Source organism: Lentzea sp. NPDC005914 (assembly GCF_040629405.1).
Taxonomy (GTDB): domain Bacteria; phylum Actinomycetota; class Actinomycetes; order Mycobacteriales; family Pseudonocardiaceae; genus Lentzea.
Window position 1 is genome coordinate 1 of the sequence record NZ_JBEXVQ010000031.1, and the last position, 24,780, is coordinate 24,780.

The window sequence follows — 24,780 nt, forward strand, 5'->3', positions numbered from 1 at the left end:
CACGATCCAGGGGAGCTGCTCGCCCTTCCTCACACCAAGGTCAACACGCGGTTGATCAACAGTATTCCAAGATCATTCTGTTAGGAGTTCTAAGCCCGACCCAGCACTCGCCGGAACGACGGGCACTCCAGGTGGGACGGTGCCGGGCAGGCCGCCGCGTGCCGCAGGTCGTCCCGCATGGACGCGAGCCTGCGGATCGTCGCGTCCAGCTCGTCCGCCTTCGCCGCCAGCATCGCGCGGTTCGGGCTGGGCCGGCCGTCCGGAGCGAACATCAGCAGGATCTCCTCCAGCGAGAACCCGGCCGAGCGGCACACCGCGATCAACGCCAGCTGCTCCAGCACGGTCGTGGAGAAGACACGGGCGAGGCCACGGCGGCGCACGCAGGTGATCAGGCCGCGTTCTTCGTAGTAGCGCAGGGTGGAGGCGGGCACGCCGGAGCGGCGGACCACCTCTCCGATGCCGATTTCGAGTTCGTCCACGACACTTGACCTCAAGCCGACTTGAAGTAGGACGGTGGGAGCATGACATCAGAGGTCAACAGCGAACAGGCCGAGTGGTGGAACGCGGCGGGTGAGGGCTGGGCGAAGGCGCAGGCCATCGTGGACCTGGTGCTCCGGCCGTTCGAGGAGGTGCTCGCGCAGAAGGCGCTGGAGCGGCCGCGGGACAGGGTGCTCGACGTCGGATGCGGCACGGGTGCGGTGACCAGGGCGATCGCCGACGCTCTCGGGGACGGTCCGGAGTGCGTCGGGCTCGACATCTCGCGGACGATGATCGCCGGGGCCGAGCAACGCGGCAAGGTGCGGTTCGTGGTCGCCGACGCGCAGGTGCACACGTTCGACGAGACGTTCGACCTGATCGTGTCGCGGTTCGGGGTCATGTTCTTCGACGACCCGGTGGCCGCCTTCCGCAACCTGCTGCGCGCCGCCACGCCCGGCGGTGAGCTGTGCTTCATCACGTGGCGGACGGCGGAGGAGAACCCGTTCATGACCACGGCGTCCCAGGCCGCCGCGTCGCTGTTGCCCGACGCGCCGCCGCCTGACCCGAATGGGCCGGGACCGTTCTCACTCGCCGACGCCGACAGCACGAGGATGCTCTTCGAACAGAGCGGGTGGGGCGGAGTCGTCATCGAGCCGGTGGACCGGATCTGCACGATGCCCGAGAAGCTGCTCGTGCCGTACCTGAGCAACCTCGGACCGATCGCCCGTGCGCTCAAGCTCGCCGAGGAGCCCGAACGGGTCATCAACGACGTCCGTGGCGCGTTCGACGAGTTCGTGCACGGTGACGAGGTGCGGATGCCGGCCGCCTGCTGGCAGATCACGGCGTCAGTGCCACTCTGACTGGCGTTGCCACGTGAGCAGGTTGTCGAGAACCTCGCCCGACCAGCCGCGCGTGTCCAGTTCGGCGTGCGCGGCGTAGCGGCCGCGGTAGAACAGCAGCGGCTGCGCGTCACGTGTCGGCCCGAGCTCGACCACCGAGCCGATGACCATGTGGTGGTCACCGGCCTCGTGCACCGCTGACACCTGGCAGTCGACCCAGGTCAGGGCGCCGTCGAGCACAGGAGAACCGGTGCTCGACGGTGTCCACGCCACGGAGGCGAACTTGTCCTCGCCCGCTCGCCCGAACACGGCCGAGACGTCTTTCTGGTCTTCCGCCAGCACGTTCACGCAGAACGAGCCCGCCGACGCCATCGCCGCCCAGCTGCGCGAAGTCCGTTGTGGACAGAACAGCACGAGCGGCGGATCCAGCGACAGGGCCGCGAAAGCCTGGCAGGCGAACCCGACCGGGCCGTCCGAAGACATGCCGGTCACCACGGTCACCCCGGTGCAGAAGTGGCCGAGAACCGAACGATAGCGGGCTACTTCTGGCCCACGCTGAAGTCGTGTCCCCACAGGCTCACCGCCGTGCTCTCGCGTGCGATCCAGTCCTCATCGGACACCTGCCGTCCCTCGCAGCCGAACTCGACGTCGAACCCACCGGGTGTCTTCATGTAGAACGACAGCATCAGGTCGTTGACGTGTCTGCCCAAGGTCGCCGACATCGGCACCTTGCGCCGCATCGCCCGGTCCAAGGTCAGACCCACGTCGTCGGTGTTCTCGACCTCGACCATCAGGTGCACGATCCCACTCGGCGTCGGCATCGGCAGGAACGCCAGGCTGTGGTGGCGCGGGTTGCAGCCGAAGAACCGCAGCCACGCGGGCGGTCCGTCAGCCGGACGGCCGACGAACTGCGGAGGCAGCCGCATCGAGTCCCGCAACCGGAACCCGAGCACGTCCCGGTAGAAGTGCAGCGCGGCCTCGTCGTCCGAGGTGGACAGCACGACGTGACCGAGGCCCTGCTCCTCGGTCACGAAGCGGTGGCCGTAAGGAGAGACCACCCGCCGGTGTTCCAAAGCGGCGCCGTGGAACACCTCGAGCGTGTTGCCGGACGGGTCCTCGAACCGGATCAGCCCGTTCACGCGACGCTCGGCCAGGTCCTCGGCCGTGCCCTCGACGTAGGAAACACCAGCCGAAGCCAGCCTCTTCGCCACTTCCTCCAGCTCGGCTTCAGTCGCAGCCTCCCAGCCCGACGCCTGCAAACGATCAGCGTCGCCCGGCACGATCACCAGCCGGGCCGGGAAGTCGTCCATCCGCAGGTACAACGCACCAGGGGTGGAGCCCTTGCCCTCGACCATGCCGAGAACCTTCAACCCGAACTCGCGCCACCGGTCCATGTCGGTGGCCTCGATCCGGAGATACCCCAGAGAACGGATACCCATCACGCCTCCGTCAGGAAGTCGAGAGCGAGCCGGTTGAACTCGTCGAACTTCTCCAGCTGCGCCCAGTGCCCGCACCCGCCGAACACGTGCAGCTGTGCCCGCGGGATCAGCTTCATCGCCAGCAACGCGCCGTCCAGCGGGTTGACCCGGTCCTCGCGGCCCCATACCAGCAGCACCCGCTGGCGCAGCTTGTAAGCCTCGCGCCAGAGCATCCCCTGCTCGAAGTCCGGCCCGGCGAACGACTTGCCCAAAGCCACCATGGCGCGCAACGACTCCGGCTGACGAGCGGCCTCGAACCGTTCGTCGATCAGCTCGTCGGTGACCAGCGACTGGTCGAACACCATGATCCGCAGGAACTCCTCGATCTTCTCCCGCGTCGGCGTCCGGGCGAACGCGCTGAGCTTGCGCACGCCCTCCGTCGGATCCGGCGAGAACACGTTGAGGGACAACCCGCCCGGCCCCATCAGCACGAGCCTGCCCGCTCGTTTTCCGTGGTCCAGCGCGAACCGGACCGCGGTGCCGCCTCCGAGCGAGTTGCCCAGGATGTGCGCCTGCTCGACGCCCAGATCGTCGAGCAGGTCGTTCAAAGCCCTTGCCGCGAAGGTGAAGTACTGGTCGTGCTCCGCGGGCTTGTCGGACTGGCCGTACCCAGGCAGGTCGACGGCCAGCACGCGGAACGACTTCGCGAACACCGGGATGTTGCGGCCGAAGTTGCTCAGCGACGACGCGCCAGGTCCGCCGCCGTGAAGCAGGACCAGCGTTTCAGAATGGTCCGTACCGGCTTCGTGGTAGTGCAACCGAACCTTCACAGCACTCCCTCACCACAACCCGTCGCGGACCTGGATGCCGAGCTCGTTCTTGCCGTACAGCACCAGCACGCGCTCCGGGTCGTTGGCCGCGTGCACGCGTGCGGCGTGCGCGTCACGCCAGAACCGCGGCAACGGCGAACCCTGGTTGATCGCCTTGCCGCCCGCGCTCTCGAAGAGCCTGTCGATCGCGGAGATCGCCCGCGCACTGCCCAGAACCTGGTCGCGACGCGCCCGCAGCCGCAGGTCGACGGGGATCTTCGTGCCGGCGACGGCGTGCTCCCACTCGTCGTTGATGTCCTTCTCCAGCTGCCACCACGCGGTGTCGATGTCGTTGGCCGCCGTGGCGATCCGCACCTGTGCGAACGGGTCGTCGACCGACTTCTCACCGAGGTAAGCCGCCCGGACGCGCTCACGAGTCGCGCCGACGTGGATGTCGTACGCCCCAACAGCCATGCCGATCATCGGTGCAGTGATCGCGTACGGGTGGATCGTGCCGTACGGCATGCGGAACAACGGCCCGGGGTTGACGTCCTGACCAGGGCAGATGCAGCGCGCGGTGTGCATCATGCTCAGCGCCCGATGTTCCGGCACGAACACGTCCTCGACCACGATGTCGTTGCTGCCCGTGCCCCGCAGCCCGACCGTGTCCCAGACGTCGTTGATCGTGTAGTCGGCAATCGGCAGCAGGAACGTGCGGAAGTCGACGGGCTTGCCCTCGTCGTTCATCACCAGGCCGCCGAGCAGCACCCACGTGGCGTGGTCGCAGCCGGAGGAGAAGCTCCACTTGCCGCTGAACTGGAACCCGCCCTCGACCGGCGTCGCACGGCCCGTCGGCGCATACGACGACGAGATCCGGGTGTCCTGGTCCTCGCCGAACACCTCTTCCTGGGCCTGCACGTCGAACAGCCCGACGTGCCAAGGGTGCACGCCCAGCACCGACGCGACCCAGCCCGTCGACCCGCACGCGCTCGCGATCAGCTTGACGGCGGTGTAGAAGTCGAGCGGATGCGACTCGAAGCCGCCGTACCGCACGGGTTGCAACATCCGGAAGAACCCGGTCTCCTGCAACGCCTTCACCGACTCCGGCGGCACCTTGCGCAGCTCCTCCGCCTCTGCCGCGCGTTCCCGCAGGCTGGGCAACAGGTCCCGCACCTTGCCGAGGATTTCCTCGCTCATCGGACTTTCTCCCTGCTCAGCTCCAGTGCGATGTCGATCAGCTGGTCCTCTTGCCCGCCGACGAGCTTGCGTTCGCCCGCGCGGACGAGGATCTGCGCGCCAGAGACGCCGTAGCGTTGGGCCTGCGTGTACGCGTGTTTGAGGAAGCTGGAGTAGACGCCCGCGTAGCCCATCATCAGCGCCATCCGGTCGAGCAGGCACTCGTCGGGCATGACGGGCCGGACGACGTCCTCGGCCGCGTCCACGATCTTGAAGAAGTCGACGCCGGTCTCGAACCCGAGCTTGTCGCACACGCCGACGAACGCCTCCAGCGGCGTGTTTCCCGCGCCCGCCCCGAATCCACGCACGCTGCCGTCGATCTGCCTCGCGCCCGCCCGTGCCGCGGCAACGGAGTTCGCGACGCTCAGGCCGAGGTTCTCGTGCCCGTGGAACCCGACCTGCGCGTCGTCACCGAGTTCGGCGACCAGTGCCTCGACCCGTTCGGAAACCTGTTCCAGCACAAGGGCTCCGGCCGAGTCGACCACGTAGACGCACTGACAGCCCGCGTCGGCCATGATCCGCGCCTGCTTCGCCAACGCCTCGGGCGGCCGCGAATGCGCCATCATCAGGAAGCCGACGGTCTCCAGCCCGCGCTCACGAGCCAACTGGAAGTGCTGCACGGAGACGTCCGCTTCGGTGCAGTGCGTGGCGATCCGGACGATCGAAGCGCCGTTGTCCTGCGAGATCAGGATGTCGTCCTTCACGCCGACGCCGGGAAGCATGAGCACGGCGATCTTGGCCTGCGTGGCCGTCTCGACCGCGACCTTGATCAGCTCCTGTTCGGGGGTGTGGCTGAAGCCGTAGTTGAACGACGACCCGCCCAGCCCGTCGCCGTGTGTCACCTCGATGACCGGCACACCGGCGCCGTCGAGGGCCGCCACGATCGAGCGGACGTCCTCAACCGTGAACTGGTGGCGCTTGTGATGCGAGCCGTCACGCAGTGACGTGTCGGTCAACCTGAGCTGCACGGGCGATCTCCTCCCCCACCTTGGTCGCGGCGGCCGTCATGATGTCGAGGTTTCCGGCGTACTCCGGCAGGAAGTCGCCCGCTCCCGCGACCTCCACGAAGATCGCCACCCGGCCAGCGTCGTACTGCGGTTCGCGCAGCAGCCGGAATCCCGGGACGTACGACCGGATGTCGGTCTCCATCCGGGCGATCGAGTCCGTGATCGGATCCGGATCGGCGTCGTCGGGAATCGCGCAGAAGATCGTGTCCCGCATGATCATCGGTGGGTCCGCCGGGTTGAGCACGATGATCGCCTTGCCGCGCGCAGCTCCGCCGATCGCCTCGATGCCATGGCTCGTCGTGCGGGTGAACTCGTCGATGTTGGCCCGCGTCCCCGGTCCCGCGGAGACGCTTGCCACGCTCGCGACGATCTCCGCGTACGACACCGGAACGACGCGGGAAACCGCGTGCACCATGGGAATCGTGGCCTGACCGCCGCACGTGATCAGGTTGATGTTGGGCGCGTCCCGGTGCTCGCCGAGGTTCACCGGCGGCACCACGTACGGCCCGACCGCCGCCGGTGTCAGGTCGATCGCCCGGGTCCCCGCCTCCGCGTAGCGCGGCGCGTTGGCCCGGTGCACCGCCGCGGACGTCGCCTCGAAGACGATGTCCGGCAGCTCGTCCTGACGCAGCAGCCACTCCGCGCCGTCGACCGACACCTCCAGGCCCAGCGACGCCGCGCGCTTGAGCCCCTCGCTGGCCGGGTCGATGCCCACCATCCAGCGAGGTTCCAGCACTTCGGAGCGCAGGAGCTTGTAGAGCAGGTCGGTGCCGATGTTGCCGGACCCGACGATGGCCGCCTTCACCCAGTCACCTCTATTCGAACTTCAAGTCGACAGAACCAAGTCCGGCGAACTCGGCGTGGAACTCGTCGCCGGGCCGCGCGTCGATCGCCCGCGTGCACGATCCCGGCAGCACGATGTCGCCCGCCAGCAGCCGGACACCGAACGAGGCGACCTTCTGCGCCAGCCACGCCACCGCGATCGCCGGATCACCCAGCACCGCGTCGCCACGTCCCTCGGCGACCACTTCACCGTTGCGGCGCAAGGTTGCTGCCACCGCGCCGACGTCCAGTTCGGACGGTCGCACCCGATCGGAACCCAGCATGAACCCGGCCGACGACGCGTTGTCCGCGATGGTGTCCTGCAGGCCGATCCGCCAGTTCTCGATCCGGCTGTCGATCAGCTCGATGGCCGGCGCCACGAACTCGGTCGCGTGCAGCACGTCCTCGACCGTGCACCCGTCACCGGGCAGATCGCGAGCCAGGAGGAACGCGATCTCCACCTCGACGCGCGGGTACAGATACGCCGACGCGTCCGCCGTTCCGGCCAGTTGCATGTCGTCGAGCAGGTGGCCGTAGTCCGGTTCGTCGACGCCCATCATCTGCTGCATCGCCAACGACGACAGCCCGACCTTGTGGCCGATGACGTCGCGGTTGCGGTGCCGGACGTTGAGCAGCTGGATCTCGTACGCGTCCACGACGTCGATCTCCGGATACAGCTCGACCAGCGGTTTGATCGGCACGCGGTCCCGTTCCGCCACGCGCAGCAGCTCGGCGGCCGCCTCCCGCTTCTGGATCGTCAGCACCTGGCCTCCTCAACCACGCTCTGCCCGGCGCGGCGGCCTGAGAAAACGCAGTCGGCGAGTGCGAGCCCGCTGACGTAGGACTCCGAACACACCCCGACCGCGGATCGGCCCGCTGCGTACAAGCCGGGAACTCCTTGCACCTGACCGGTTTCCTCGTCGACGACAAGCCCGCCGAGCGTCAGCATCGGGCACGGGTAACCGAAGCCGGCCCGCACCGACACGTTGATCAACGAATAGGGCGGCGTCCCGAACGGTTCGGGCGTCCCGATTCCCGCCTTGGCCGCTACTTCCTCCACCGTGGGCGCCGTGACCCTGCCGCGGTTCAGGAAGTACCGGACCTGCCACTTCTGGAACCGCGCGGTCTGCGTCCTGACCTGGGCCCGCGCGACCCGGAGGATGTCGTCGTCGATCAGCAGCCACGCCTTGCCGCCGCGCTCGACGATCTCGTTCCCGATGGCCGCGCCGTACCGCGTCGCATCACCGAACCGCTGCCCGCCGGAGTCGACGAGGACCCCGCGCTGCAACGCGCTGGGCGGCGTCACGAACCGCCACACCGAGACCTTGTCCAGCCGCGCGGCCTTGCCACCAGCGGCGATGCCGAGCCGGATCCCGCCGCCGTCGTCACCGGGCGTGCCCAGCGCGAGCCCGCCGCGATACGCCGGCGCGTGCTCGTGCACCATCTTCCGGTCGGCGATGAACCCGCCGGCAGAGATGACGACACCTTGCCGGGCGTTGATCACGACCGCACGCCCGAAGCGGCGTTCCAGCCACGCTGCCAGCCCGAACAGCCTCCTGCCCAGCGGCGGGTAGTAGATCCACGGCTTGGCACCGGCCCTCGTCAACGCCCCGTGCACAGCGCGTGGAAGTCCTGAGAGAGTCCGGCACCGCACGCCCGTGACGCGGCCGTCGGTCGTGATCAGCTCCTGAGCACGGGTCTGCGGCATGATCCGCGCGCCCGCCCGTCGGGTCGCCTCCGCCAACCGGGTGAAGAAAGCCTTGCCGGACGTGCCTTTCGCCCTCGCCCGATGCCCGCGCGGGGCCGGGTTCGGCCAGGCGTCCTCGCTGCCGGACTGGTACAGGTAGTAGTCGTCGGTCGGGTACGAGGTCTTGAACGGGCACAGGCTCGCGTCGAACGGCACGCCCTGGTCCTCCAGCCAGGCCAGCATCTTGGCGCTGTCCTCGCAGAACCGCCGCAGCGTCGCCTCCGAGACCGCGTCCCGGACCTCGTGCTTCAGATACTCGAACATCGCTTCGGGCGTGTCGGCGACGCCGGCCTCGACCTGCTGCCGCGTCCCACCACCCGCGTAGACGACGCCACCGGAGAGTGCCGTGGCGCCACCGCCGGTGAACCGGTCCAGGACCACCACGGACGCACCGGCCGCCGCGGCTTCGATGGCGGCGCACGCGCCGGCCGCACCGAAGCCGATGACGACCACGTCAGCGGTGACTTCCACGCAACCCTCCAGAAACAGGTTCCCAGAACGTGTTCTCAGCGAGTCGACTTGCCTGGAACTCCTACACCATAGCGCCAAAGCGCCCCAGAACTATAACCTGTTCTAGTCTGACTTCCTGGGAGGTGCGATGTACGACGTGATCGTCGTCGGCAGCGGCGCGGCAGGCATGACAGCCGCGCTCTGCACCGCTCAGCACGGCCTGCGCACCCTCGTCGTCGAGAAGGCCGAGCACTTCGGCGGCTCGACAGCGCGGTCCGGCGGAGGCATCTGGGTGCCCAACAACCACGTCGTCGCCGCGGCCGGACGACCCGACTCGCCCGAGCAGGCCAGCGCCTACCTGGAGCACATCGCCGCGGACGTGCCCGCGGACCTCCGCGAGGCCTTCCTGGACGCCGGACCCGCGATGCTCGCGTTCGTCGTCGCGCACACACCGCTGAAGTTCCGCTGGGTCCGCGACTACGCCGACTACTACCCCGAGGCGCCCGGCGGACAGCCGCGCGGCCGCTCGGTGGAGCCCCTGCCGTTCAACACGACTCTGCTCGGCGAGGAGATCAAGGACCTCGAGCCGCCGTACGTGCCGACGCCTGCGGGCATCGTGATCACCCAGACCGACTACAGGTGGCTGACGCTGATCGGCAGGCATCCCCGCGGTCTGCTCACCGCCGTGAAGGTCTTCGCCCGCCGGTTCCTGCCGGGCAGCCGGCTGACCATGGGCCAGGCTCTCGCCGCCGGACTGCGGGCCGGACTCAAGGCGCTCAACGTCGAGGTTCGCCTCAACACCGCGATGACCGACCTGCACTACGAGAACGGCCGGATCGCCGGAATTCTCGTCGGCGAGAAGCTGATCCTGGCGAAACACGTCGTCCTGGCGTCCGGAGGGTTCGAGAACAACGAACAGCTGCGCAAGCAGCACCAGGACATCGGTACGGAGTGGACAGTCGGTGCCAAGGCCAACACCGGCGACGGCATCGAAGCAGGCATGAGGGCAGGCGCGGCCGTCGGGCTGATGGACGAAGCCTGGTGGGGCCCGTCGGTTCCGTTGCCGCGCGGTCCGTTCTTCCTGCTGGCCGAACGCTCGCTGCCCGGCTGTGTGCTGGTCAACAGCACCGGCCAGCGGTTCGTGAACGAGGCCGCGCCCTACATCGACGTCGTGAAGGCGATGAACGGCAAGACGTGGCTGGTGTTCGACCACAACTACCGCAGCCGCTACCCGTTCTGCGGCATACCTCCGCGCAGGCCGTTGCCGCGCCGCTGGAAGGACACCGTGCTCACCGCGCCCAGCCTCGAAGAGCTCGCGCAGGAAGCCGACCTGCCCGAGCTCATCGACACCGTCCGCCGGTTCAACACGCTGACCGTCGACGGCAAGGACACCGACTTCCGCCGCGGTGACAGCGCATACGACCGCTACTACGGCGACCCGCGCAACCACCCGAACCCCAACCTCGCTCCCCTGACCACCGGCCCCTTCTACGCGGTCAAGATCGTGCCCGGCGACCTCGGCACCAAAGGCGGGCTCAAAACCGACACCCACGCGCGGGTGCTGCGCGAGGACGGTTCGGTGATCGAGGGCCTGTACGCGGCGGGCAACACCATGGCGTCCGTGATGGGCCACACCTACGCGGGTGCCGGCGCCACTCTCGGACCGGCGATGACGTTCGGTTATCTCGCCGGACTCGACATCACTGGAGGAATGTCATGACGCAGGACGCTGTGCGGACGATCGACAGCGGCGCGCCTCCCGCACGGTTCGCGCGCGGCTGGCACTGCCTCGGACTGGCCGACAGCTTCCGCGACGGCAAACCCCACGCCGTGGAGGCGTTCGGCACCAAGCTCGTGGTGTTCGGGACCGAGGACGGCACGCTCAACGTGCTCGACGGGTACTGCCGGCACATGGGCGGTGACCTCACCCAGGGCACGGTCAAGGGCAACGCCATCGCGTGCCCGTTCCACGACTGGCGCTGGGCGGGCAACGGCAAGTGCGTCGAGATCCCTTACGCCAAAAGGGTTCCGTTGCGGGCGCGCACCCGGTCGTGGATCACGCTGGAGGAGAACAAGCAGCTCTTCGTGTGGAACGACCCGCAGGGCAACCCTCCCCCGGAGCACGTGACGATCCCGCGCATCGACGCGGCGTTCAGCGGCGAGTGGAGCAACTGGACGTGGGACTCGGTGGTGATCGACAACGCGAATTGCCGCGAGATCATCGACAACGTCGTCGACATGGCCCACTTCTTCTACATCCACTTCGCGTTCCCGACCTACTTCAAGAACGTGATGGAAGGCCACGTCGCCTCGCAGTACCTCACCACGCGCGGACGACCGGACGTCGCGATGGGCTCGAACTACACCGGTGACGTCGAGGTTCGGTCCGAGGCCTCGTACTACGGGCCGTCGTACATGATCGACTACCTGTGGAACGACTACAAGGGCATCGAGATCGAGACCGTGCTGGTCAACTGCCACTACCCGATCTCGCCCACGTCGTTCCGGTTGCAGTGGGGCGCGATCGTGAAGAAACTGCCCGGGGTGTCCGACGAGCACGCCGACAAGATCGCGCACAAGTTCGCGCGCGGCATCGGGGTCGGGTTCCTGCAGGACGTGGAGATCTGGCAGAACAAGACCAGGATCGACAACCCGTTGCTGTGCGAGGAGGACGGGCCGGTCTACCAGCTGCGGCGCTGGTACGAGCAGTTCTACGTCGACGTGGAGGACGTCACCGACGACATGGTGCGGCGCTTCGAGTTCGAGGTCGACACGAGCCGCGCGGTCGAGGTGTGGGAGAAGGAGGTCGCCGAGAACCTCGCCAAAAAAGAACCGGCGCCTCAGCAGTCATGAACGAGCGGGACGAGTTCCTCGTCGGCGGCATGGCTCCCGTGGCATGTGACTGCGGGAACCGGGTGCTGGTGAAGAAGAACAGCCCGCAGCACACGAGCGTGCAGTGGTTGTCCGACACGAGCACCTGTCCTGAGCTGTGCGGGCCGCGGTCGGCGTTCATGCGGACGTGCCTGCGGCTGCGGGACAGCATCGAGAAGGCCGTGCGCGATGGGACGCTGGAGGTCGCCGATGGCTGAGGTGCACCGGTTGCGAGTCGACGAGGTGATCGAGGAGACCGCCGACGCGCGCTCGTTCGTGCTGTCGGGCGCGGACTTCTCGCCGCGCCCTGGGCAGTTCCTGACCGTGCGCGCGGGTGACGTGGCGCGCTGCTACTCCCTGTCGAGCGCGCCGGGTGAACCGTTGAAGATCACGGTCAAGCGGACGCCGGACGGGTACGGGTCGCATTGGATGTGTCGCGAGCTGTGCGTCGGCATGGAGTTGGACGTCCTGGCACCGGCCGGGGTGTTCACCCCTGCCTCGGTGGACGGGTCGCTGCTGGCGTTCGCGGCGGGCAGCGGGATCACGCCGGTCATGTCGATCATCAAGTCGGTGCTGGCCGCGTCCGGGCGGGTGTTCTTGTTCTACGCCAACCGCGACGAGAGCTCGGTGATCTTCGCTCGCGAGCTCGACGAACTGTCTCGGGCGCATCCCGATCGGCTGACGGTCGTGCACTGGCTGGAGTCGGTGCAGGGATTGCCGTACCTGGGGGCGTTGCGGGCGTTTGTACGGGAGTGCGACGAGGCGTTCGTGTGCGGGCCTGGGCCGTTCATGGAGGCCGCGCGCAAGGCCTTGCACGACGTTCCGGTGGTGCACGTCGAGAAGTTCGTGTCGTTGTCGAGCGATCCGTTCTCGGACGTTGTCGCTGTGGTGGACGACCGGCCGGACGCGGTGGTCGAGGTTTCCTTGGACGGCGTCGAGCACCGGTTCCCGTGGCCCGCGCGGCAGAAGCTGCTCGACCTGTTGCTGGACAAGGGCCTCGACGCGCCTTACTCGTGCCGGGAGGGTGCGTGCAGCGCGTGCGCGTGCCGGCTGGTCGAGGGCGAGGTCAAGATGCTCAACAACGACGTGCTCGACTCCGAGGACATCGCCGACGGCATCGTGCTGGCGTGCCAGTCGGTTCCGGTCACCGACACGGTGAAGATCACCTACGAGTGAGGGGCCTGGGAATGCCGATCGACCCGGATGTGGCTGTGGGGGCGGAACTTCCCGAGATCAAGTTCTCCTGGACGCACTCGGACGTGCTGCTCTACCACCTCGCTCTGGGTGCTACCGAGCTTCGGTACGTCTACGAGCAGGGCCTCGAGGTGCTGCCGACGTTCGGTGTGGTGGCGCCCCGGTTCCACGAGACCGCGCCGCCGGCCGTGTCGTTCCCCGGTGTCGACATCGACCTCGCGCGGGTTCTGCACGGCACGCAGGAGATCACCGTGCATGCTCCTTTGCCCGCCGAGGGTGAGGCCGTGTTGCGGACGCGGATCGCGGACGTGTGGGACAAGGGCAAGGCCGCGGTGATCGTGCAGGAGTCGACTGCTGTGACGCCCGACGGCACCGCGCTGTACACGACTCGTTCCAGCATCTTCGCTCGTGGCGAGGGCGGATTCGGCGGTGAGCGCGGGCCGTCGGGCAAGGTCGAGGTGCCTGCACGCGCACCGGACTTCGTGATCGAGACCCCGACTCTGCCGCAGCAGGCGTACCTGTATCGGCTTTGTGGCGACCGGAACCCACTGCACGCCGACCCCGAGTTCGCTCGGATGGCCGGGTTCGACCAGCCGATCCTGCACGGGCTGTGCACGTACGGCGTGGTGTGCCGGGCGGTGATCGACGCCGTGCTGGACGGGCCGGAGCAGGTGTTGTCGTTCGGGGCGAAGTTCGCGGGCGTGGTGTTCCCCGGCGAGACGTTGACGACTCAGGTGCGGCGGGACGGTTCACAGCTGGTGCTGACGACGTCCGCCGGTGATCGTCCCGTGCTCTCCGACGCCGTGCTCACCCTGACCTGACCAGGGTCTCCATCCCCTCGTCCCAGCGCCAGTCTCCGCGGAGGTGCACTCCCCCGATCCACCTGTCGATCCCGTTGAGCGTCACGTGGTCCGCCCGCCCGGCGAGCACTTCCGCGCCCGCTGGAGTCAGCCGCAGGGAGGGCGCGGCCTCCAGCAGCGGGACGGTTGCGCGCGCCATCCGTTCCATCATCGCGAAGCACCAGGTGTCGCCCAAATATGGACGGGTTTCCCTGGCAGCGGCACGAACGAACGCGGTGCCGGCGTCTTCGGCGCCACCGGCGATCGCGGCCAGCACGCGTCGTTCGGTCAGCGACAGACCGTCGCGAGTGGACGGATACTCCCGGCTGAGGCGGTCGAAGGCCTCGCCGAGGAACCGCAGCTCACCGTTGCGGGTGGCGGCTGTGGCAGCCACACCTTCCGGGGTTGGTGCGCAGAACGCTGCCCACGCCACCTGGGCGAGCTCCAGCGCTGCCGGGGTCAGCCGGGCGCATGCGTTCGTCGCGGGCAGCTCGCGCAACTGTGCCGCCGTCAACTCGCCGAGTCCGCCGAACCGGGCAATACCGGGGTACTCGCCGATGCAGATCAGGGTGATGCGCTCGGCGGGCACGCCGAGGCCGGCGAGCCGGTCGAGGATCTGGATGATCTGCAGCTGGTCGTACAGGTCGGCCTCGAACCACAGGACGTACTCGCGGTCTTTGGCGGCTTCCAGGGTCTGGTCGCGCTCGGCGAACATCGCCAAGCCCTCCGCGCGGTCGTCGACGCCGCTCTCCACCAGGAAGTCGGCCCTGACCCGGCGGAGCTCCTCCGGCCCGACCGCGGGCACCGGGCCCTCGTGCAGGGAGTCGCGCCAGTACAGAACCTGCTCAGCGGGCACGTCGGTGGCGTCGCCGTTGCTGACGTGCAACGCCGTCGGGTCGAACTCGGTCACCTGCCCAACAGTAGCCCGCTCGTCGGAACCCCGGTACCTGCCGTGACCAGCACATGTTCCACGTTCGCGACCTGGTTCGCCGCAGTGCCGCGCACCTGGCGCACGCCCTCGGCGATGCCGTTCATCCCGTGCAGGTAGGCCTCACCGAGCTGGCCTCCGTGCGGGTTGAGCGGCAGGTCGCCGTCCAGTTCCAACGCGCCTGACGCGACGAAGTCTTTGGCCTCTCCCCGGCCGCAGAAGCCCAGCTCCTCCAGCTGCACCAGCACGAACGGCGTGAAGTGGTCGTAGAGCACAGCGACGTCCACATCGGACGGTCCGATGCCCGACTTCTCCCACAGTCCCCTGGCTACCACGCCCATCTCGGGGAGCCTGGTCAGGTCGTCGCGGTAGTAGCTGGTCATCGTGAACTGGTCGATGCCGCTGCCCTGAGTGGCCGCCTTGATGTGGGCGGGCTTCTGGGGCAGGTCGCGGGCGCGTTCCGCCGACGTGACGACCAGCGCCACGCCGCCGTCGGTTTCCTGACAGCAGTCGAGGAGGTGCAGTGGTTCGGCGATCCAGCGCGATGCCTGGTGGTCTGCCAGGGTGATCGGCCTGTTGTAGAACCACGCGTGCGGGTTCGTGGCGGCGTGCTTGCGGTCGATCACCGCGATCCGGCCGAAGTCCTCACTCGTCGCGCCGTACTCGTGCATGTACCGGCGCGCGAACATCGCGACCATCGCACCCGGCGTGCCCAGCCCCATCGGGTACGACCAGCTGTTGTCGATGTTCGCGACGGCCGCGGTCTGGACCTGCCCGAACCGGTGGCCCGAGCGTTCGTTGAAGGCCCGGTAGCAGACCACCACCTTCGCCGCGCCGGTCTCGACGGCCATCGCGGCCTGCTGGACGGTCGCGCACGCCGCCCCGCCGCCGTAGTGGACGCGGCTGAAGAACGTCAGCTCCGGGATGCCGAGCTCACGGGCGACCGCGATCTCGGCGTTGGTGTCCATGGTGAAGCTGACCAGTCCGTCCACATCGGACGGTTCCAGCCCGGCGTCCTGCAACGCGGCTCTGACTGCCTCGGCGGCCAGTTGGAGTTCGCTGCGGCCCGAGTCCTTCGAGAAGTCGGTCGCGCCGATGCCCACGATCGCGGCGCTCATGCCGGCACCTCGATCTTCACGACGCCGGTGACGTGGTCACCGTGCCCGGTCCTGCCGACGACCTCGATGGTCAGGTCCTGGTCCTCACGTTCGATCACCTGACCGAAGAACTTCAGCGTGTCGTAGGCGTAGCAGGGCGCGCCGAGCCGGATGTTCACCTGGCGCACCAGGGCTTGCGGGCCTGCCCAGTCCGTGACGTACCGCTGCACCAGGCCCGTTGTGGTGAGGATGTTGATGAAGATGTCCTTCGAGCCTCGTTGTACCGCCAGGTCGCGGTCGTGATGGACGTCCTGGAAGTCACGGGTGGCCAGCGCGGTGCTGATCACGAACGTCGGCGTGGCCTCGACGTGCCACTCGGGCAGGGAATCACCGATCCGCACGGGGCCTCCAGCTCGGCATCGTCAGTTCGTCGTCGACCTTGGTGAACACGACCTCGACCGGCAGTCCGATGCTCGGTTCGCCGTCCAGCTCGCCGAGCATGCGCACGCCCTCGTCCAGTTCGACCAGGGCGATGACGAACGGGGTCTGCTTGCCCGGCACCTGCGGGTGGTGGTGCACGACGTAGCTGTAGACCACGCCGCGGCCGTCGGAGACGAGGTACTTCGGTTTGGTGGCACCGCATTCCGGGCACATCGGGCCGGGTGGGTGCCTGAGCAGCCCGCAGCCGCCGCACCGCTGGATGCGGAGTTCGCCTTCTCTGCACCCTTCCCAGAAGTACTCGGTGTCGCGGTTGACGGAGGGACGGATGACCTGGGTGGACTGCGGTTCGGGCGTGGGCGCGGGTTTCTGCGCGGGACGGAACTTCAGCACCCGGAACCTCATCTCCGCCACGGCCTCGTCGCCCACCCACCAGGTGCTCCTGGTCGTGACGAACCACCCCTCGCCCAGCCCGGTCTTCTTCGGGCCGGTCACGTCCTCCAGGCTCGTCGTCACCGACAGGTGCTCGCCGACCTTCAGGTACCGGTGGTAGGTCTGGTCGCTGTTCGTCGCCACGACGGAGGTGAACCCGGCCTCGTCCAGGACCTTCATCATCGCGCCGAGCGGGTCGTCGAGGGTGCGCTGACCGTGCAGCCCGGCCATCGTCCACACCTGCACCATCGCGGGCGGCGCGACCTCGGTGTAGCCGGGATGCTGGTCGCCGATCGCCTCCAGCCAGTTGTTGATCATCGGCAGGTTGACCGGGTCGCGTGCCAGCCGCGGCGCCGACTCACCCTGTTCGGCGATGCGGGCGGCCTCCTTCTCGATGTCGATCATCGCACCACCCGTGGTAGGCCGAGCCCGATGTTCGCGATCAGCTCGCGCTGGATCTCCTGCACTCCCCCGCCGAACGTCAGCACGAGGTTGCGGCGCGCCTGCACGTCCAGCCAGCGGACCAGTTCCGCGTCGGCACCGTGGCGTCCGACGAGCTCTTCCAGGATCCGGCCGACGCGCTGGGTCCGGTCCGCGGCGAACACCTTGGTGGCTGAAGCGTCCGCGACCTCCACCTCACCGCTCGCGACCTGCCAGTTGAGCAGCTCGTTCACCCGGTGCACCGCGCGTGCCTCGGCGAACGCGCGCTTGACGTCCGGCTCGTCGAGCAGCTGGCGTTCGGCGGCCCAGCTGTGCACGCGTTCGACGAGCGCACCGAGCCGGCCGGACGGGCCGAGCATCACGCGTTCGTGGTTGAGCTGGGTGGTGATCAGCCGCCAGCCCTTGTTCTCCTCGCCGACCCTGCGGTTCTCGGGCACACGCACGTCGTTGTAGTAGGTGGCGTTGACGTGGTGCGCGCCGTCGCACGTGATGATCGGCGTCCACGAGTAACCGGGATCGCGAGTGTCGACGATGAGGATCGTGATGCCCTTGTGCCGCGAGTCCGGCGTTCCGGTGCGGCACGCCAGCCACACGTAGTCGGCGTCGTGCCCACCGGTCGTGAAGGTTTTCTGGCCGTTGACGATGTAGTGGTCGTCCTCGCGAACTGCCTTGGTGCGCAACGAGGCCAGGTCCGTGCCCGCGTCCGGCTCGGTGTAGCCGATCGCGAAGTGGAGGTCGCCGCTGAGGATGCGGGGCAGGAAGAAGTCCTTCTGCTCCTGCGTTCCGAACGCCTGCAGCGTCGGGCCGACGGTCTGCAGCGTCACGTACGGCAGCGGGACGTCCGCCCGCGCGGCCTCGTTGACGAAGATCTGCTGCTCGACCGGCCCGAACCCGAGCCCCCCGTACTCGACGGGCCACCCGACGCCGAGCCTTCCGTCGCGCCCGAGCCTGCGCACCAGCTCGCGGTAGGTCTCGCCGTGGCGTTCGGTGAGCATCGCCTCGCGCTCCTGAGGCGACATCAGCCCGGCGAAGTACTCGCGCAGCTCATCCCGCAGTTTGCGTTGCGAATCGGTGAAGTCAATGAACATCGATGGCCCCCAAGCGGTGCTCCACTCCGCCGACGAACCGCGTCAGCTCCTTGGCCATGCCGTAGTACCGGTGCATCGGATACGTGATGTCGAGGCCGAGGCCGCCGTGCAGGTGGTGGCACGTGTGGACGGCCGGCAGCGCTTCCGCCACCAGCCAGTAGGCCGCGGTGCCGAGGTCGTTGTCGTCGAGGCTCCAGCAGGCGGTCAGGGCCGCGAGGTGGAGCGTGCGGGAAGCGATGTAGACGTCCGCGACCTGGCACGCGGCCGATTGGAAGGTGGACAACGGCTTGCCGAACTGGTGGCGCGTGCCGACGTGCTTGACGGTGAGGTCGAGTGCTCCCGCCAGGACGCCGTCCGCGACCGCACATGCCCCGGCCAGAGCGAATCGGCGCAGGTCCTCGGCCGCGCCACGCAGTTCCTCACCGCGGGCGCCTTCGAAGCGCACGGTCCCGTCCGATGTGGACACGCCGGGCTGTGCCGGGTCGACGACGAACACACCGGCGTCCGTGCTCACCAGGATCCGTCGCGCCTCAGCCGCGTACGGCACGTTGATCTTCACGCCGAAGATCCCGTCCGGCCCCGCGGTGGTGCTCGGCTTCGCAGGCAGCGGCGCGGACGGCTCGCTCAACGCCGCGGTCAGCACCGCGTGTTGCTCGGTCACCAGCGGCAGCAGTTCGTCCTGCTGCTCCGGCGTCCCGTACTTGACGATCGGCAGCACGCCGAGCGCCAGAGTCGCGAGCGCCGGCACGTCGACCGCACGCCGTCCGACCTCCGTGAGCACCACCGCCGTCTCCAGGACGCCGAGCCCGTCGCCGCCGAGCCGTTCCGGAACGGCGAGGGACAGCAACCCCGCCTCCCCCAGGGCTTTCCAGGGCGTGTCGCTCTCCCTGCCCAGCACGTCGGCGGCCAGCCGGCCGATCTCCCGCTGGGTGTCGTCGAGGCTGAAATCCATCAAGGCTCCCTCGGTAGACCGAGAATCCGTTCGCCGGCCAGGTTCATCAGCACCTGCGTGGTTCCGCCGGCGATGCTCAGACACCGGGTCAGCAGGAACTCGTGGACCTCTCCGCCGTTCACCGCACCGTCCGGGCCGAGCAGCTCGACGGCGAACTCCGCGACGTCCTGCCGCTGCCGCACCCCGGCCAGCTTGCGCACGCTGGACTCCGCGCCCGGCTCCTGCCCGCTCAGCACGCGCAGGCTCGCCCGCAGGTCCAGCGCCGCGACCGCGAGCCCCTGAGCCACCAGCTCACCGAGCTGTTCCGGGCGTTCGGCCGCGGCCGGAGACTCCAGAACACGTTCCAGCGACTCACCCAGCGACGACCCCATCGCCACGCGCTCGTTGGCCAAAGTGGTGCGGGCCAGCCGCCAGCCGTCGCCGATCTCGCCGACCACGCAGTCATCGGGCACGAACACGTCGTCGAGGAAGACCTCGTTGAACCGCGCCTCCCCGGTGATCTCCCGCAACGGCCGCACGTCGACACCTTCGGAGCGCATGTCGACCAGGAAGTACGTGATGCCCTTGTGCTTCGGGACCGACGTGTCCGTGCGGGCGAGGCAGATCGCCCAGTCGGCCTCGTGCGCGAGCGAGGTCCACACCTTCTGCCCGCTGAGCTTCCAGCCGCCGTCCACCCGCACGGCCTTGGTCCGCAACGACGCCAGGTCCGACCCGGCCTCGGGCTCGCTGAAGAGCTGGCACCAGGTGAGCTCGCCGCGCAACGTCGGCCGCACGAACCGTTCCTGCTGCTCGGGCGTTCCGTGGCGGAGGATCGTCGGCCCCGCCCAGCCGCCGATGATCAGATCGGGCCTGCGCAGCCCGGCTCGGGCGAACTCGTCGTCGATCACCGCCACCCGAGCCGGATCGGCATCCAACCCGTACGGCCGCGGCCAGTGCGGCACGAGATATCCGCTGTCCGCCAGTCGTTCCCGCTGAACGCCGGTGTCCAGCCCGGCGATCTCCTCGGCGAACGCCCGCACGTCCTCGTCGCGCTCGAGCTCGACGGAGTGCGACCGGCGCGCGCCCGCCATCGCCAGCTCCGCGACCCGTCGGCGCCACACCCCGACACCGCCCGCGAGCTGCTGCAACGACAACGCGCGCCGCAGATAGCGGTGAGCCTCGTGCTCCCAGGTGAACCCGATGCCACCCAGGATCTGGATGCAGTCCTTGGCGTTGCGGACCGCCGCGTCGAACGCCACCGCCCCCGCGACCGCCGCCGCCAGCGGATGTTCGTCCTCACCGAACGCGCGCGCCGCGTCCCACGCGACCGAACTCGCCTGCTCGGCCCGGCACAGCATCTCGACGCACAGGTGCTTGATCGCCTGGAACGACCCGATGACACGCCCGAACTGCTGTCGCTGTTTCGCGTACTCCACGGCGGTGTTCAGGCACCACTGCGCGATCCCGCTCGCCTCGGCGGCCATCAGCGTGATCGCGAGATCGGTCGGGTCGTCGATCTTCGAGCCGGGCTCGTCGACCACCACCGACCCCAGCGACCGCGACAGGTCCACCGCGTCGAGCGGCGTGACGGTCACCTGAGAGGCGGGCACGAGCATCCAGGAGTCCGTTCGCACCAGCAGATGCGTCGCCTCCGCGGCACCGACCACGTGCTGAGACGAAAATCCGAACCCGGCGATCCCGTCGAACTCCGGAACCAGCACCGACACCAGTGCCGTGGGCAGCAGCGGCCCCGGCACGAGGTTCTCCGCCGCCCGTTCCAGCATCACCGCGAGATCGGCGACCGTGCCGCCCTCCCGCGTCACCTCGAAGAACCCGACCCGGACGAGGTCAGCCCACTCGCCCTTCGCCGCGTCAACACTGTCGCGCAACGCTCGTTGTTCCCCGGTCGTGGCGATCGGCATGCAGCCTCCTCCATACGTGAAGGAGTTTATAGAACGTGTTCTAATTCCGGCAACAGATCATGGCTGCCAAACCGATCGAGTACGATGAAGGGGCTGCTGCAACACGTTCCAGGAGGATCATCTCCGTGTCACCTTCGAAGGCGCGCACCGACGCACTCATGGCGGGCGAGGAGCTCAGCTCCGCGGCCCAGCGCGAGCGGCGCAAGCGGATCGTCGACGCGACCATTGCGCTGGCGTCCAAGGGCGGGTTCGACGCCGTCCAGATGCGCGCCGTCGCGGACAGGGCGGACGTCGCGCTGGGCACGTTGTACCGCTACTTCCCGTCGAAGGTCCACCTGCTCGTGTCGAGCCTCGCGGTCGAACTCGAGCGCGCCCAGGAGAAGATGGACCGCACCACGGTCCCCGGCGACAGCCCCTACGAGCGCGTCCTGTTCGTCCTCGGCCGCATCACCAGGGGCCTGCAGCGCAACCCGCACCTCACCGAGGCCATGACGCGCGCCTTCACCTTCGCCGACGCCTCCGCGGGCGCCGAGATCGACCGCGTCTCGCTGCTCATGGAGAGCATGTTCACCCGCGCGATGAGCGACGAGGACCCGACCGACGAGCAGAAGGCCATCGCCCGCGTGATCGGCGACGTGTGGCTGTCCAACCTGGTCGCCTGGGTCACCCGCCGCGCCACGGCCACCGACGTCGCGAACCGCCTCGAACTGACGGTCCGCCTGCTGCTCAAGTAGGCCTGCGGGACGACCCCGCAATCACTCCCCCGAATGATGCCGGCGCACGCCGGTCGCCCTACCGTCTGTCCTATGAAGACGCTCGCGGTCGTGCTCGGGGTGCTGGTGGTGCTCGGCGGCGGAACCGTCGCCCTGGTGAACCACCTCGGCGGCTGGAACACGCTGATCGGCAAGTCCTGGGCCATCACCTACGAGGTGACGACCGAGCCCGCCACCGGCACTCCCATGCAGATCGAGTACCTGGAGAACCCCGACCGCAACAGGAAGGAGTCACCGCACGTCATCACCAAGGCGGTCGCCATCCCGTTCACGTCGGAGGTGATCATCAACGCCGGGGAGAAGGCAGAGGTCACCGCCACGCCCAACGCCGACCAGGTGCTGACGTGCCGCATCCTGCTCGACGGCGTGAAGGTGCTGGCGAGCGCGACCTCGACGCCCGGTCAGAAGGTCAGCTGCGAGACGGTGACCGGAACCTGAGTCACTCAGCGGGCTCGTCCTCGCCGGACGCGAGCTCCGGTGGAAGGTCCCGCAGGAAGTCCGCCAGCGTCTGGCTGTTCATCTGCGACCCCGCCACCAGCGGCAACGCGCCGTTGGCCATACCCGAGTCGACCCAAGCCCTCTCCGTCTCGATCCGGAGGTACTGGATCCGCTGCTCCAGTTCCGCGTTCTTCAGCTCGTACAGCAACGTCTGCTGCTTGTCGCGCACGCCGGCCTTGTCACGCCGCCTGGCATCCAGTTCCTCGTCGAGCTCGATGATCGACAGGCTGCAGCGGCCAGCCTGCACGCCCCACTCCTCGAGCGCCTCGGCAACTCTCTCCTGCACCTCCATGCGCACCTCGTTGAGCCCTGAGACGAACTCGAGCACCTCGCGCTCCGCCGCACAGCTGCTGAAGTAGCTCTCGACGGTGCCGCCGAGCACGCGCTCGACGAACCTCTGCACGGGGCCCAGTCCCGTCCCGTCGCTGTCCTGACCGAACCTGCGCACCAGTCGCGGCGCCGCCTCCGCGGGGATGCGGATGATCTGGGCCATGGTGAACCGGAGACGGTAGCCCTCGACGTCGACCACGATCTCGTCCAGCGCCGTGTCGAAGCACTCGGCCCTTTTCCGGCCGGCCCATTCCAGCATCAGCTCGCGGGTGGGGATGATCACGACTCGGGCGAACCACGGGTTGATCCGGTACACACCGCCGGGCGGCAGTGTTTCCGCCTGCGCGCCGCGCCGGCCTCCGTTGTCCAGGAACACCCACGGCCGCTGGAAACTCGAGTGGCCGGCCACGACCGGGCCGACGACGTTGTCGTTCGCGTCGGGTGCCGCGCCCTCCTTGGCGATGACGACGCCGGTGGCCCCCTCCGGAACGCTGACGTCCATCAGGTCCGAGCGGACGAGGCCGTACTTCTCCCCCAGCGTTTCCGCGGTGATGACCTCGAACAGCGCCGGGTTGATGTCGTAGGAGGCACCGCCGGGCAGGACCATGGGCTGCTTGCCCATCTGCCCGCCCTCCCGCAGGAACCGGGGCCCGTCCTGGAAGTAGTCGCACTCCACGTGCTCGCACAGCGTCCGGTCGACGGGTATGACGGCGCCGACCTTCGCGATGACGACGCCGATGGTGCCCGTGGGAACGACGGTCCGTTCGACGTACTGGACCCGGTACAGCAGCGGTGGCAGGAAGTAGCGGTGATCGGCCCGCAGCGTGGCGGCCTGCACTCCCTGGCCACCGTGCACGCGAAGTGGGTAAATCTCGTTCTTCAAGCCGCCGAACCGCTTGTACACCACACCGACCTTCCCGGTCGGCACCGTCCGGAAGCCGGTCAGCACCACCACCAGGGCGAGGGCGACGACCGCCACTATGACGCTGACGATGACCATCAGGCCCCCACCCCGCTGTTGCGCAGGCGCATGTGCACGGCCATCACCGTGTCGGTCCACCTGTCGTGCCAGCTCTCGAACCGTTCCAGCTGAGGGTTGCGCATCGTCGGGAAGAAGCCCGGCGGGAACTGGTCCACGGCGACCAGCTCCTCGTACCGCGGGGACACCTCGCCGCGCAGGTTCTTCCAGCCCACCGACAACGCCAGCGCGAGGAAGTCCCGGTAACGGCCGGGTGGCGCGCCGGGCGGCGGACCGGGGTGCCGGGACAGTTGCAGCGCGAACCCCTGCTGTCCCTGGGTGAACTTCGACCAGATGGTGTCGATGTCGGCGAGCAGTGCCGGTGACAGCCGCACGCCGTCGGCTTGGCGCAGCCAGCCCTTGTCCAGGCGCTGCACGGACTCCAGCAGCAGTGCCGTAGTCAGGATGTCGGCGTGCGCGAACCGGCCGTCCTCCAGCGCCTGCCGCAGCCGGCGCAGCGAGCCCTCGGTGGACGACGTGGCGACGGGCACGACCGGGCTCGGCCGCTGCGAGGGACGGACCACCGGACCGCCCAGGAGGTCCCGCAGGTCGGTGATCTCCCGCTGGCCGGGCAGCCCGCAGTCCCTGGCGTCGAAGAAGCTGGTGGCGGCCAACAGGAAATGCCGCTTGCCGCTCAGCAGGACCGGCAGGAACGGCCGCCCGTGCCGCTGCCCCTCGAGAATCTCGCGTTCGACCCGCTCCGACCGCTCGGACGCGGGCGACATGATCACGATGACGCCGGGCGCGGCAGCCAGCCCGTCATGGATCTCGGCCGGATCCCTGCGCAGCTCGGCGTCCAGCCACACCGGGAGGTCCGACGCCGCCAGGTGCTCGGCGAGCCGCTGCACGTACGCCGCGTCCGCCTGGGCGTACGAGAGGAGGAAACCGGCCGATCCAAACGACATACCGCACGCTAACCACGCGGTCACAGCCCTGACATCAGCGTCGCCCGCATTGACCATGTATTGACCACTCCAGGATTCAGCCCAGTGAACGGCCAGCTGCGGACAATCCAGACAAAACCCCTCGATAGATCGGATCTCTGGGTACCTGAACTGACGTTACCGGCCAAATTCGGCACCTTGGCGCATTGACCCATCGGAGCGATACTGCTTGTGTGGCCCCGAGCACAGGGGGTCACATGACAACCAGCAGGCGGCAGTTCTTCGGCCAGG

26 protein-coding genes are annotated in these 24,780 nt (G+C 68.5%); 8 read left to right on the plus strand and 18 right to left on the minus strand.

Translation table 11 applies throughout. The features are described 5' to 3' along the window. Window positions 1–89: 89 nt before the first annotated feature. Window positions 90–479 carry a helix-turn-helix domain-containing protein gene (locus ABZ345_RS34275; protein ID WP_359858123.1) on the minus strand — a complete coding sequence of 130 codons (390 nt, stop codon included), beginning with the start codon at window positions 477–479 and terminating at the stop codon, window positions 90–92. Between the two features lie 42 nt (window positions 480–521). Here ABZ345_RS34275 and ABZ345_RS34280 point away from each other — a divergent pair, with 42 nt between their 5' ends. Beyond that, window positions 522–1,337 carry a class I SAM-dependent methyltransferase gene (locus ABZ345_RS34280; RefSeq protein WP_359858126.1) on the plus strand — a complete coding sequence of 272 codons (816 nt, stop codon included), beginning with the start codon at window positions 522–524 and terminating at the stop codon, window positions 1,335–1,337. Here ABZ345_RS34280 and hsaB read toward each other — a convergent pair. From hsaB to ABZ345_RS34320, 8 genes are read right to left on the minus strand one after another with little or no spacing between them, the layout of a single operon-like run. Continuing rightward, window positions 1,323–1,889 carry a 3-hydroxy-9,10-secoandrosta-1,3,5(10)-triene-9,17-dione monooxygenase reductase subunit gene (gene hsaB / locus ABZ345_RS34285; RefSeq protein ID WP_359858129.1) on the minus strand — a complete coding sequence of 189 codons (567 nt, stop codon included), beginning with the start codon at window positions 1,887–1,889 and terminating at the stop codon, window positions 1,323–1,325. The genes ABZ345_RS34280 and hsaB overlap by 15 nt on opposite strands. Then, complete coding sequence (gene hsaC, locus ABZ345_RS34290; protein WP_359858132.1) at window positions 1,856–2,755, minus strand: iron-dependent extradiol dioxygenase HsaC; 900 nt, start codon at window positions 2,753–2,755, stop codon at window positions 1,856–1,858. The genes hsaB and hsaC overlap by 34 nt, the downstream gene beginning before the upstream one ends. Continuing rightward, window positions 2,755–3,564 carry a 4,5:9,10-diseco-3-hydroxy-5,9,17-trioxoandrosta-1(10),2-diene-4-oate hydrolase gene (gene hsaD, locus ABZ345_RS34295; protein ID WP_359858135.1) on the minus strand — a complete coding sequence of 270 codons (810 nt, stop codon included), beginning with the start codon at window positions 3,562–3,564 and terminating at the stop codon, window positions 2,755–2,757. The genes hsaC and hsaD overlap by 1 nt, the downstream gene beginning before the upstream one ends. Window positions 3,565–3,573: 9 nt before the next feature. Further along, window positions 3,574–4,740 carry a 3-hydroxy-9,10-secoandrosta-1,3,5(10)-triene-9,17-dione monooxygenase oxygenase subunit gene (gene hsaA / locus ABZ345_RS34300; RefSeq protein ID WP_359858137.1) on the minus strand — a complete coding sequence of 389 codons (1,167 nt, stop codon included), beginning with the start codon at window positions 4,738–4,740 and terminating at the stop codon, window positions 3,574–3,576. Next, on the minus strand, window positions 4,737–5,747 hold the full coding sequence (dmpG, locus tag ABZ345_RS34305) for a 4-hydroxy-2-oxovalerate aldolase (RefSeq protein ID WP_359858140.1): 1,011 nt from the start codon (window positions 5,745–5,747) through the stop codon (window positions 4,737–4,739). The genes hsaA and dmpG overlap by 4 nt, the downstream gene beginning before the upstream one ends. Then, window positions 5,713–6,591: an acetaldehyde dehydrogenase (acetylating) gene (locus tag ABZ345_RS34310; protein ID WP_359858143.1), complete on the minus strand. Its 879-nt coding sequence runs from the start codon at window positions 6,589–6,591 to the stop codon at window positions 5,713–5,715. The genes dmpG and ABZ345_RS34310 overlap by 35 nt, the downstream gene beginning before the upstream one ends. Window positions 6,592–6,601: 10 nt before the next feature. Continuing rightward, entirely contained in the window at window positions 6,602–7,372 is a 771-nt protein-coding gene (locus ABZ345_RS34315; RefSeq protein ID WP_359858146.1) for a 2-keto-4-pentenoate hydratase, read from the minus strand. After that, window positions 7,366–8,826, minus strand: a complete 1,461-nt coding sequence (locus ABZ345_RS34320) for an FAD-binding protein (protein ID WP_359858149.1) — start codon at window positions 8,824–8,826, stop codon at window positions 7,366–7,368. The genes ABZ345_RS34315 and ABZ345_RS34320 overlap by 7 nt, the downstream gene beginning before the upstream one ends. A gap of 127 nt (window positions 8,827–8,953) precedes the next feature. Here ABZ345_RS34320 and ABZ345_RS34325 point away from each other — a divergent pair, with 127 nt between their 5' ends. The 5 genes from ABZ345_RS34325 to ABZ345_RS34345 are packed head-to-tail and all read left to right on the plus strand — an operon-like array spanning window position 8,954 to window position 13,691. Continuing rightward, window positions 8,954–10,525, plus strand: coding sequence for an FAD-dependent oxidoreductase (locus ABZ345_RS34325; RefSeq protein ID WP_359858151.1), 1,572 nt, complete (start codon window positions 8,954–8,956; stop codon window positions 10,523–10,525). After that, window positions 10,522–11,658, plus strand: coding sequence for a Rieske 2Fe-2S domain-containing protein (locus ABZ345_RS34330; RefSeq protein ID WP_359858154.1), 1,137 nt, complete (start codon window positions 10,522–10,524; stop codon window positions 11,656–11,658). The genes ABZ345_RS34325 and ABZ345_RS34330 overlap by 4 nt, the downstream gene beginning before the upstream one ends. Further along, window positions 11,655–11,894, plus strand: a complete 240-nt coding sequence (locus ABZ345_RS34335; RefSeq protein ID WP_359858157.1) for a hypothetical protein — start codon at window positions 11,655–11,657, stop codon at window positions 11,892–11,894. The genes ABZ345_RS34330 and ABZ345_RS34335 overlap by 4 nt, the downstream gene beginning before the upstream one ends. Beyond that, entirely contained in the window at window positions 11,887–12,852 is a 966-nt protein-coding gene (locus ABZ345_RS34340; protein WP_359858159.1) for a ferredoxin--NADP reductase, read from the plus strand. Before ABZ345_RS34335 ends, ABZ345_RS34340 begins: the two co-directional genes overlap by 8 nt. Before the next feature lie 11 nt (window positions 12,853–12,863). Further along, entirely contained in the window at window positions 12,864–13,691 is an 828-nt protein-coding gene (locus tag ABZ345_RS34345; RefSeq protein ID WP_359858162.1) for a MaoC/PaaZ C-terminal domain-containing protein, read from the plus strand. Here the strand turns inward: ABZ345_RS34345 and ABZ345_RS34350 are convergent. From ABZ345_RS34350 to ABZ345_RS34380, 7 genes are read right to left on the minus strand one after another with little or no spacing between them, the layout of a single operon-like run. Further along, the gene (locus ABZ345_RS34350; protein WP_359858165.1) at window positions 13,678–14,619 is read right to left on the minus strand and encodes a hypothetical protein; all 942 of its coding nucleotides are present in this window, start codon (window positions 14,617–14,619) and stop codon (window positions 13,678–13,680) included. The two genes, ABZ345_RS34345 and ABZ345_RS34350, sit on opposite strands and share 14 nt — an antisense overlap. Next, complete coding sequence (locus ABZ345_RS34355; protein WP_359858168.1) at window positions 14,616–15,755, minus strand: lipid-transfer protein; 1,140 nt, start codon at window positions 15,753–15,755, stop codon at window positions 14,616–14,618. Before ABZ345_RS34355 ends, ABZ345_RS34350 begins: the two co-directional genes overlap by 4 nt. Continuing rightward, window positions 15,752–16,135 (minus strand): MaoC family dehydratase, encoded by a 384-nt coding sequence (locus ABZ345_RS34360; protein ID WP_359858171.1) that lies wholly within the window; start codon window positions 16,133–16,135, stop codon window positions 15,752–15,754. The genes ABZ345_RS34355 and ABZ345_RS34360 overlap by 4 nt, the downstream gene beginning before the upstream one ends. After that, window positions 16,122–17,006 (minus strand): OB-fold domain-containing protein, encoded by an 885-nt coding sequence (locus ABZ345_RS34365; RefSeq protein ID WP_359858410.1) that lies wholly within the window; start codon window positions 17,004–17,006, stop codon window positions 16,122–16,124. Before ABZ345_RS34365 ends, ABZ345_RS34360 begins: the two co-directional genes overlap by 14 nt. Next, window positions 17,006–18,133, minus strand: coding sequence for an acyl-CoA dehydrogenase family protein (locus ABZ345_RS34370; RefSeq protein ID WP_359858174.1), 1,128 nt, complete (start codon window positions 18,131–18,133; stop codon window positions 17,006–17,008). Before ABZ345_RS34370 ends, ABZ345_RS34365 begins: the two co-directional genes overlap by 1 nt. Further along, a complete protein-coding gene (locus tag ABZ345_RS34375; protein ID WP_359858177.1) occupies window positions 18,123–19,085 on the minus strand; it encodes an acyl-CoA dehydrogenase family protein in 963 nt (320 codons plus the stop codon). The genes ABZ345_RS34370 and ABZ345_RS34375 overlap by 11 nt, the downstream gene beginning before the upstream one ends. Beyond that, on the minus strand, window positions 19,085–20,986 hold the full coding sequence (locus ABZ345_RS34380; RefSeq protein WP_359858180.1) for an acyl-CoA dehydrogenase family protein: 1,902 nt from the start codon (window positions 20,984–20,986) through the stop codon (window positions 19,085–19,087). Before ABZ345_RS34380 ends, ABZ345_RS34375 begins: the two co-directional genes overlap by 1 nt. A gap of 158 nt (window positions 20,987–21,144) precedes the next feature. Here ABZ345_RS34380 and kstR point away from each other — a divergent pair, with 158 nt between their 5' ends. Beyond that, window positions 21,145–21,720, plus strand: coding sequence for a cholesterol catabolism transcriptional regulator KstR (kstR, locus tag ABZ345_RS34385; RefSeq protein WP_359858413.1), 576 nt, complete (start codon window positions 21,145–21,147; stop codon window positions 21,718–21,720). Between the two features lie 72 nt (window positions 21,721–21,792). Further along, window positions 21,793–22,197, plus strand: coding sequence for a hypothetical protein (locus ABZ345_RS34390; protein WP_359858183.1), 405 nt, complete (start codon window positions 21,793–21,795; stop codon window positions 22,195–22,197). 1 nt (window position 22,198) lies between these two features. Here ABZ345_RS34390 and ABZ345_RS34395 read toward each other — a convergent pair whose 3' ends face one another. Continuing rightward, on the minus strand, window positions 22,199–23,587 hold the full coding sequence (locus ABZ345_RS34395) for an SPFH domain-containing protein (protein WP_359858186.1): 1,389 nt from the start codon (window positions 23,585–23,587) through the stop codon (window positions 22,199–22,201). After that, window positions 23,587–24,510 (minus strand): toll/interleukin-1 receptor domain-containing protein, encoded by a 924-nt coding sequence (locus ABZ345_RS34400; protein ID WP_359858189.1) that lies wholly within the window; start codon window positions 24,508–24,510, stop codon window positions 23,587–23,589. The genes ABZ345_RS34395 and ABZ345_RS34400 overlap by 1 nt, the downstream gene beginning before the upstream one ends. Window positions 24,511–24,780 lie beyond the last annotated feature (270 nt).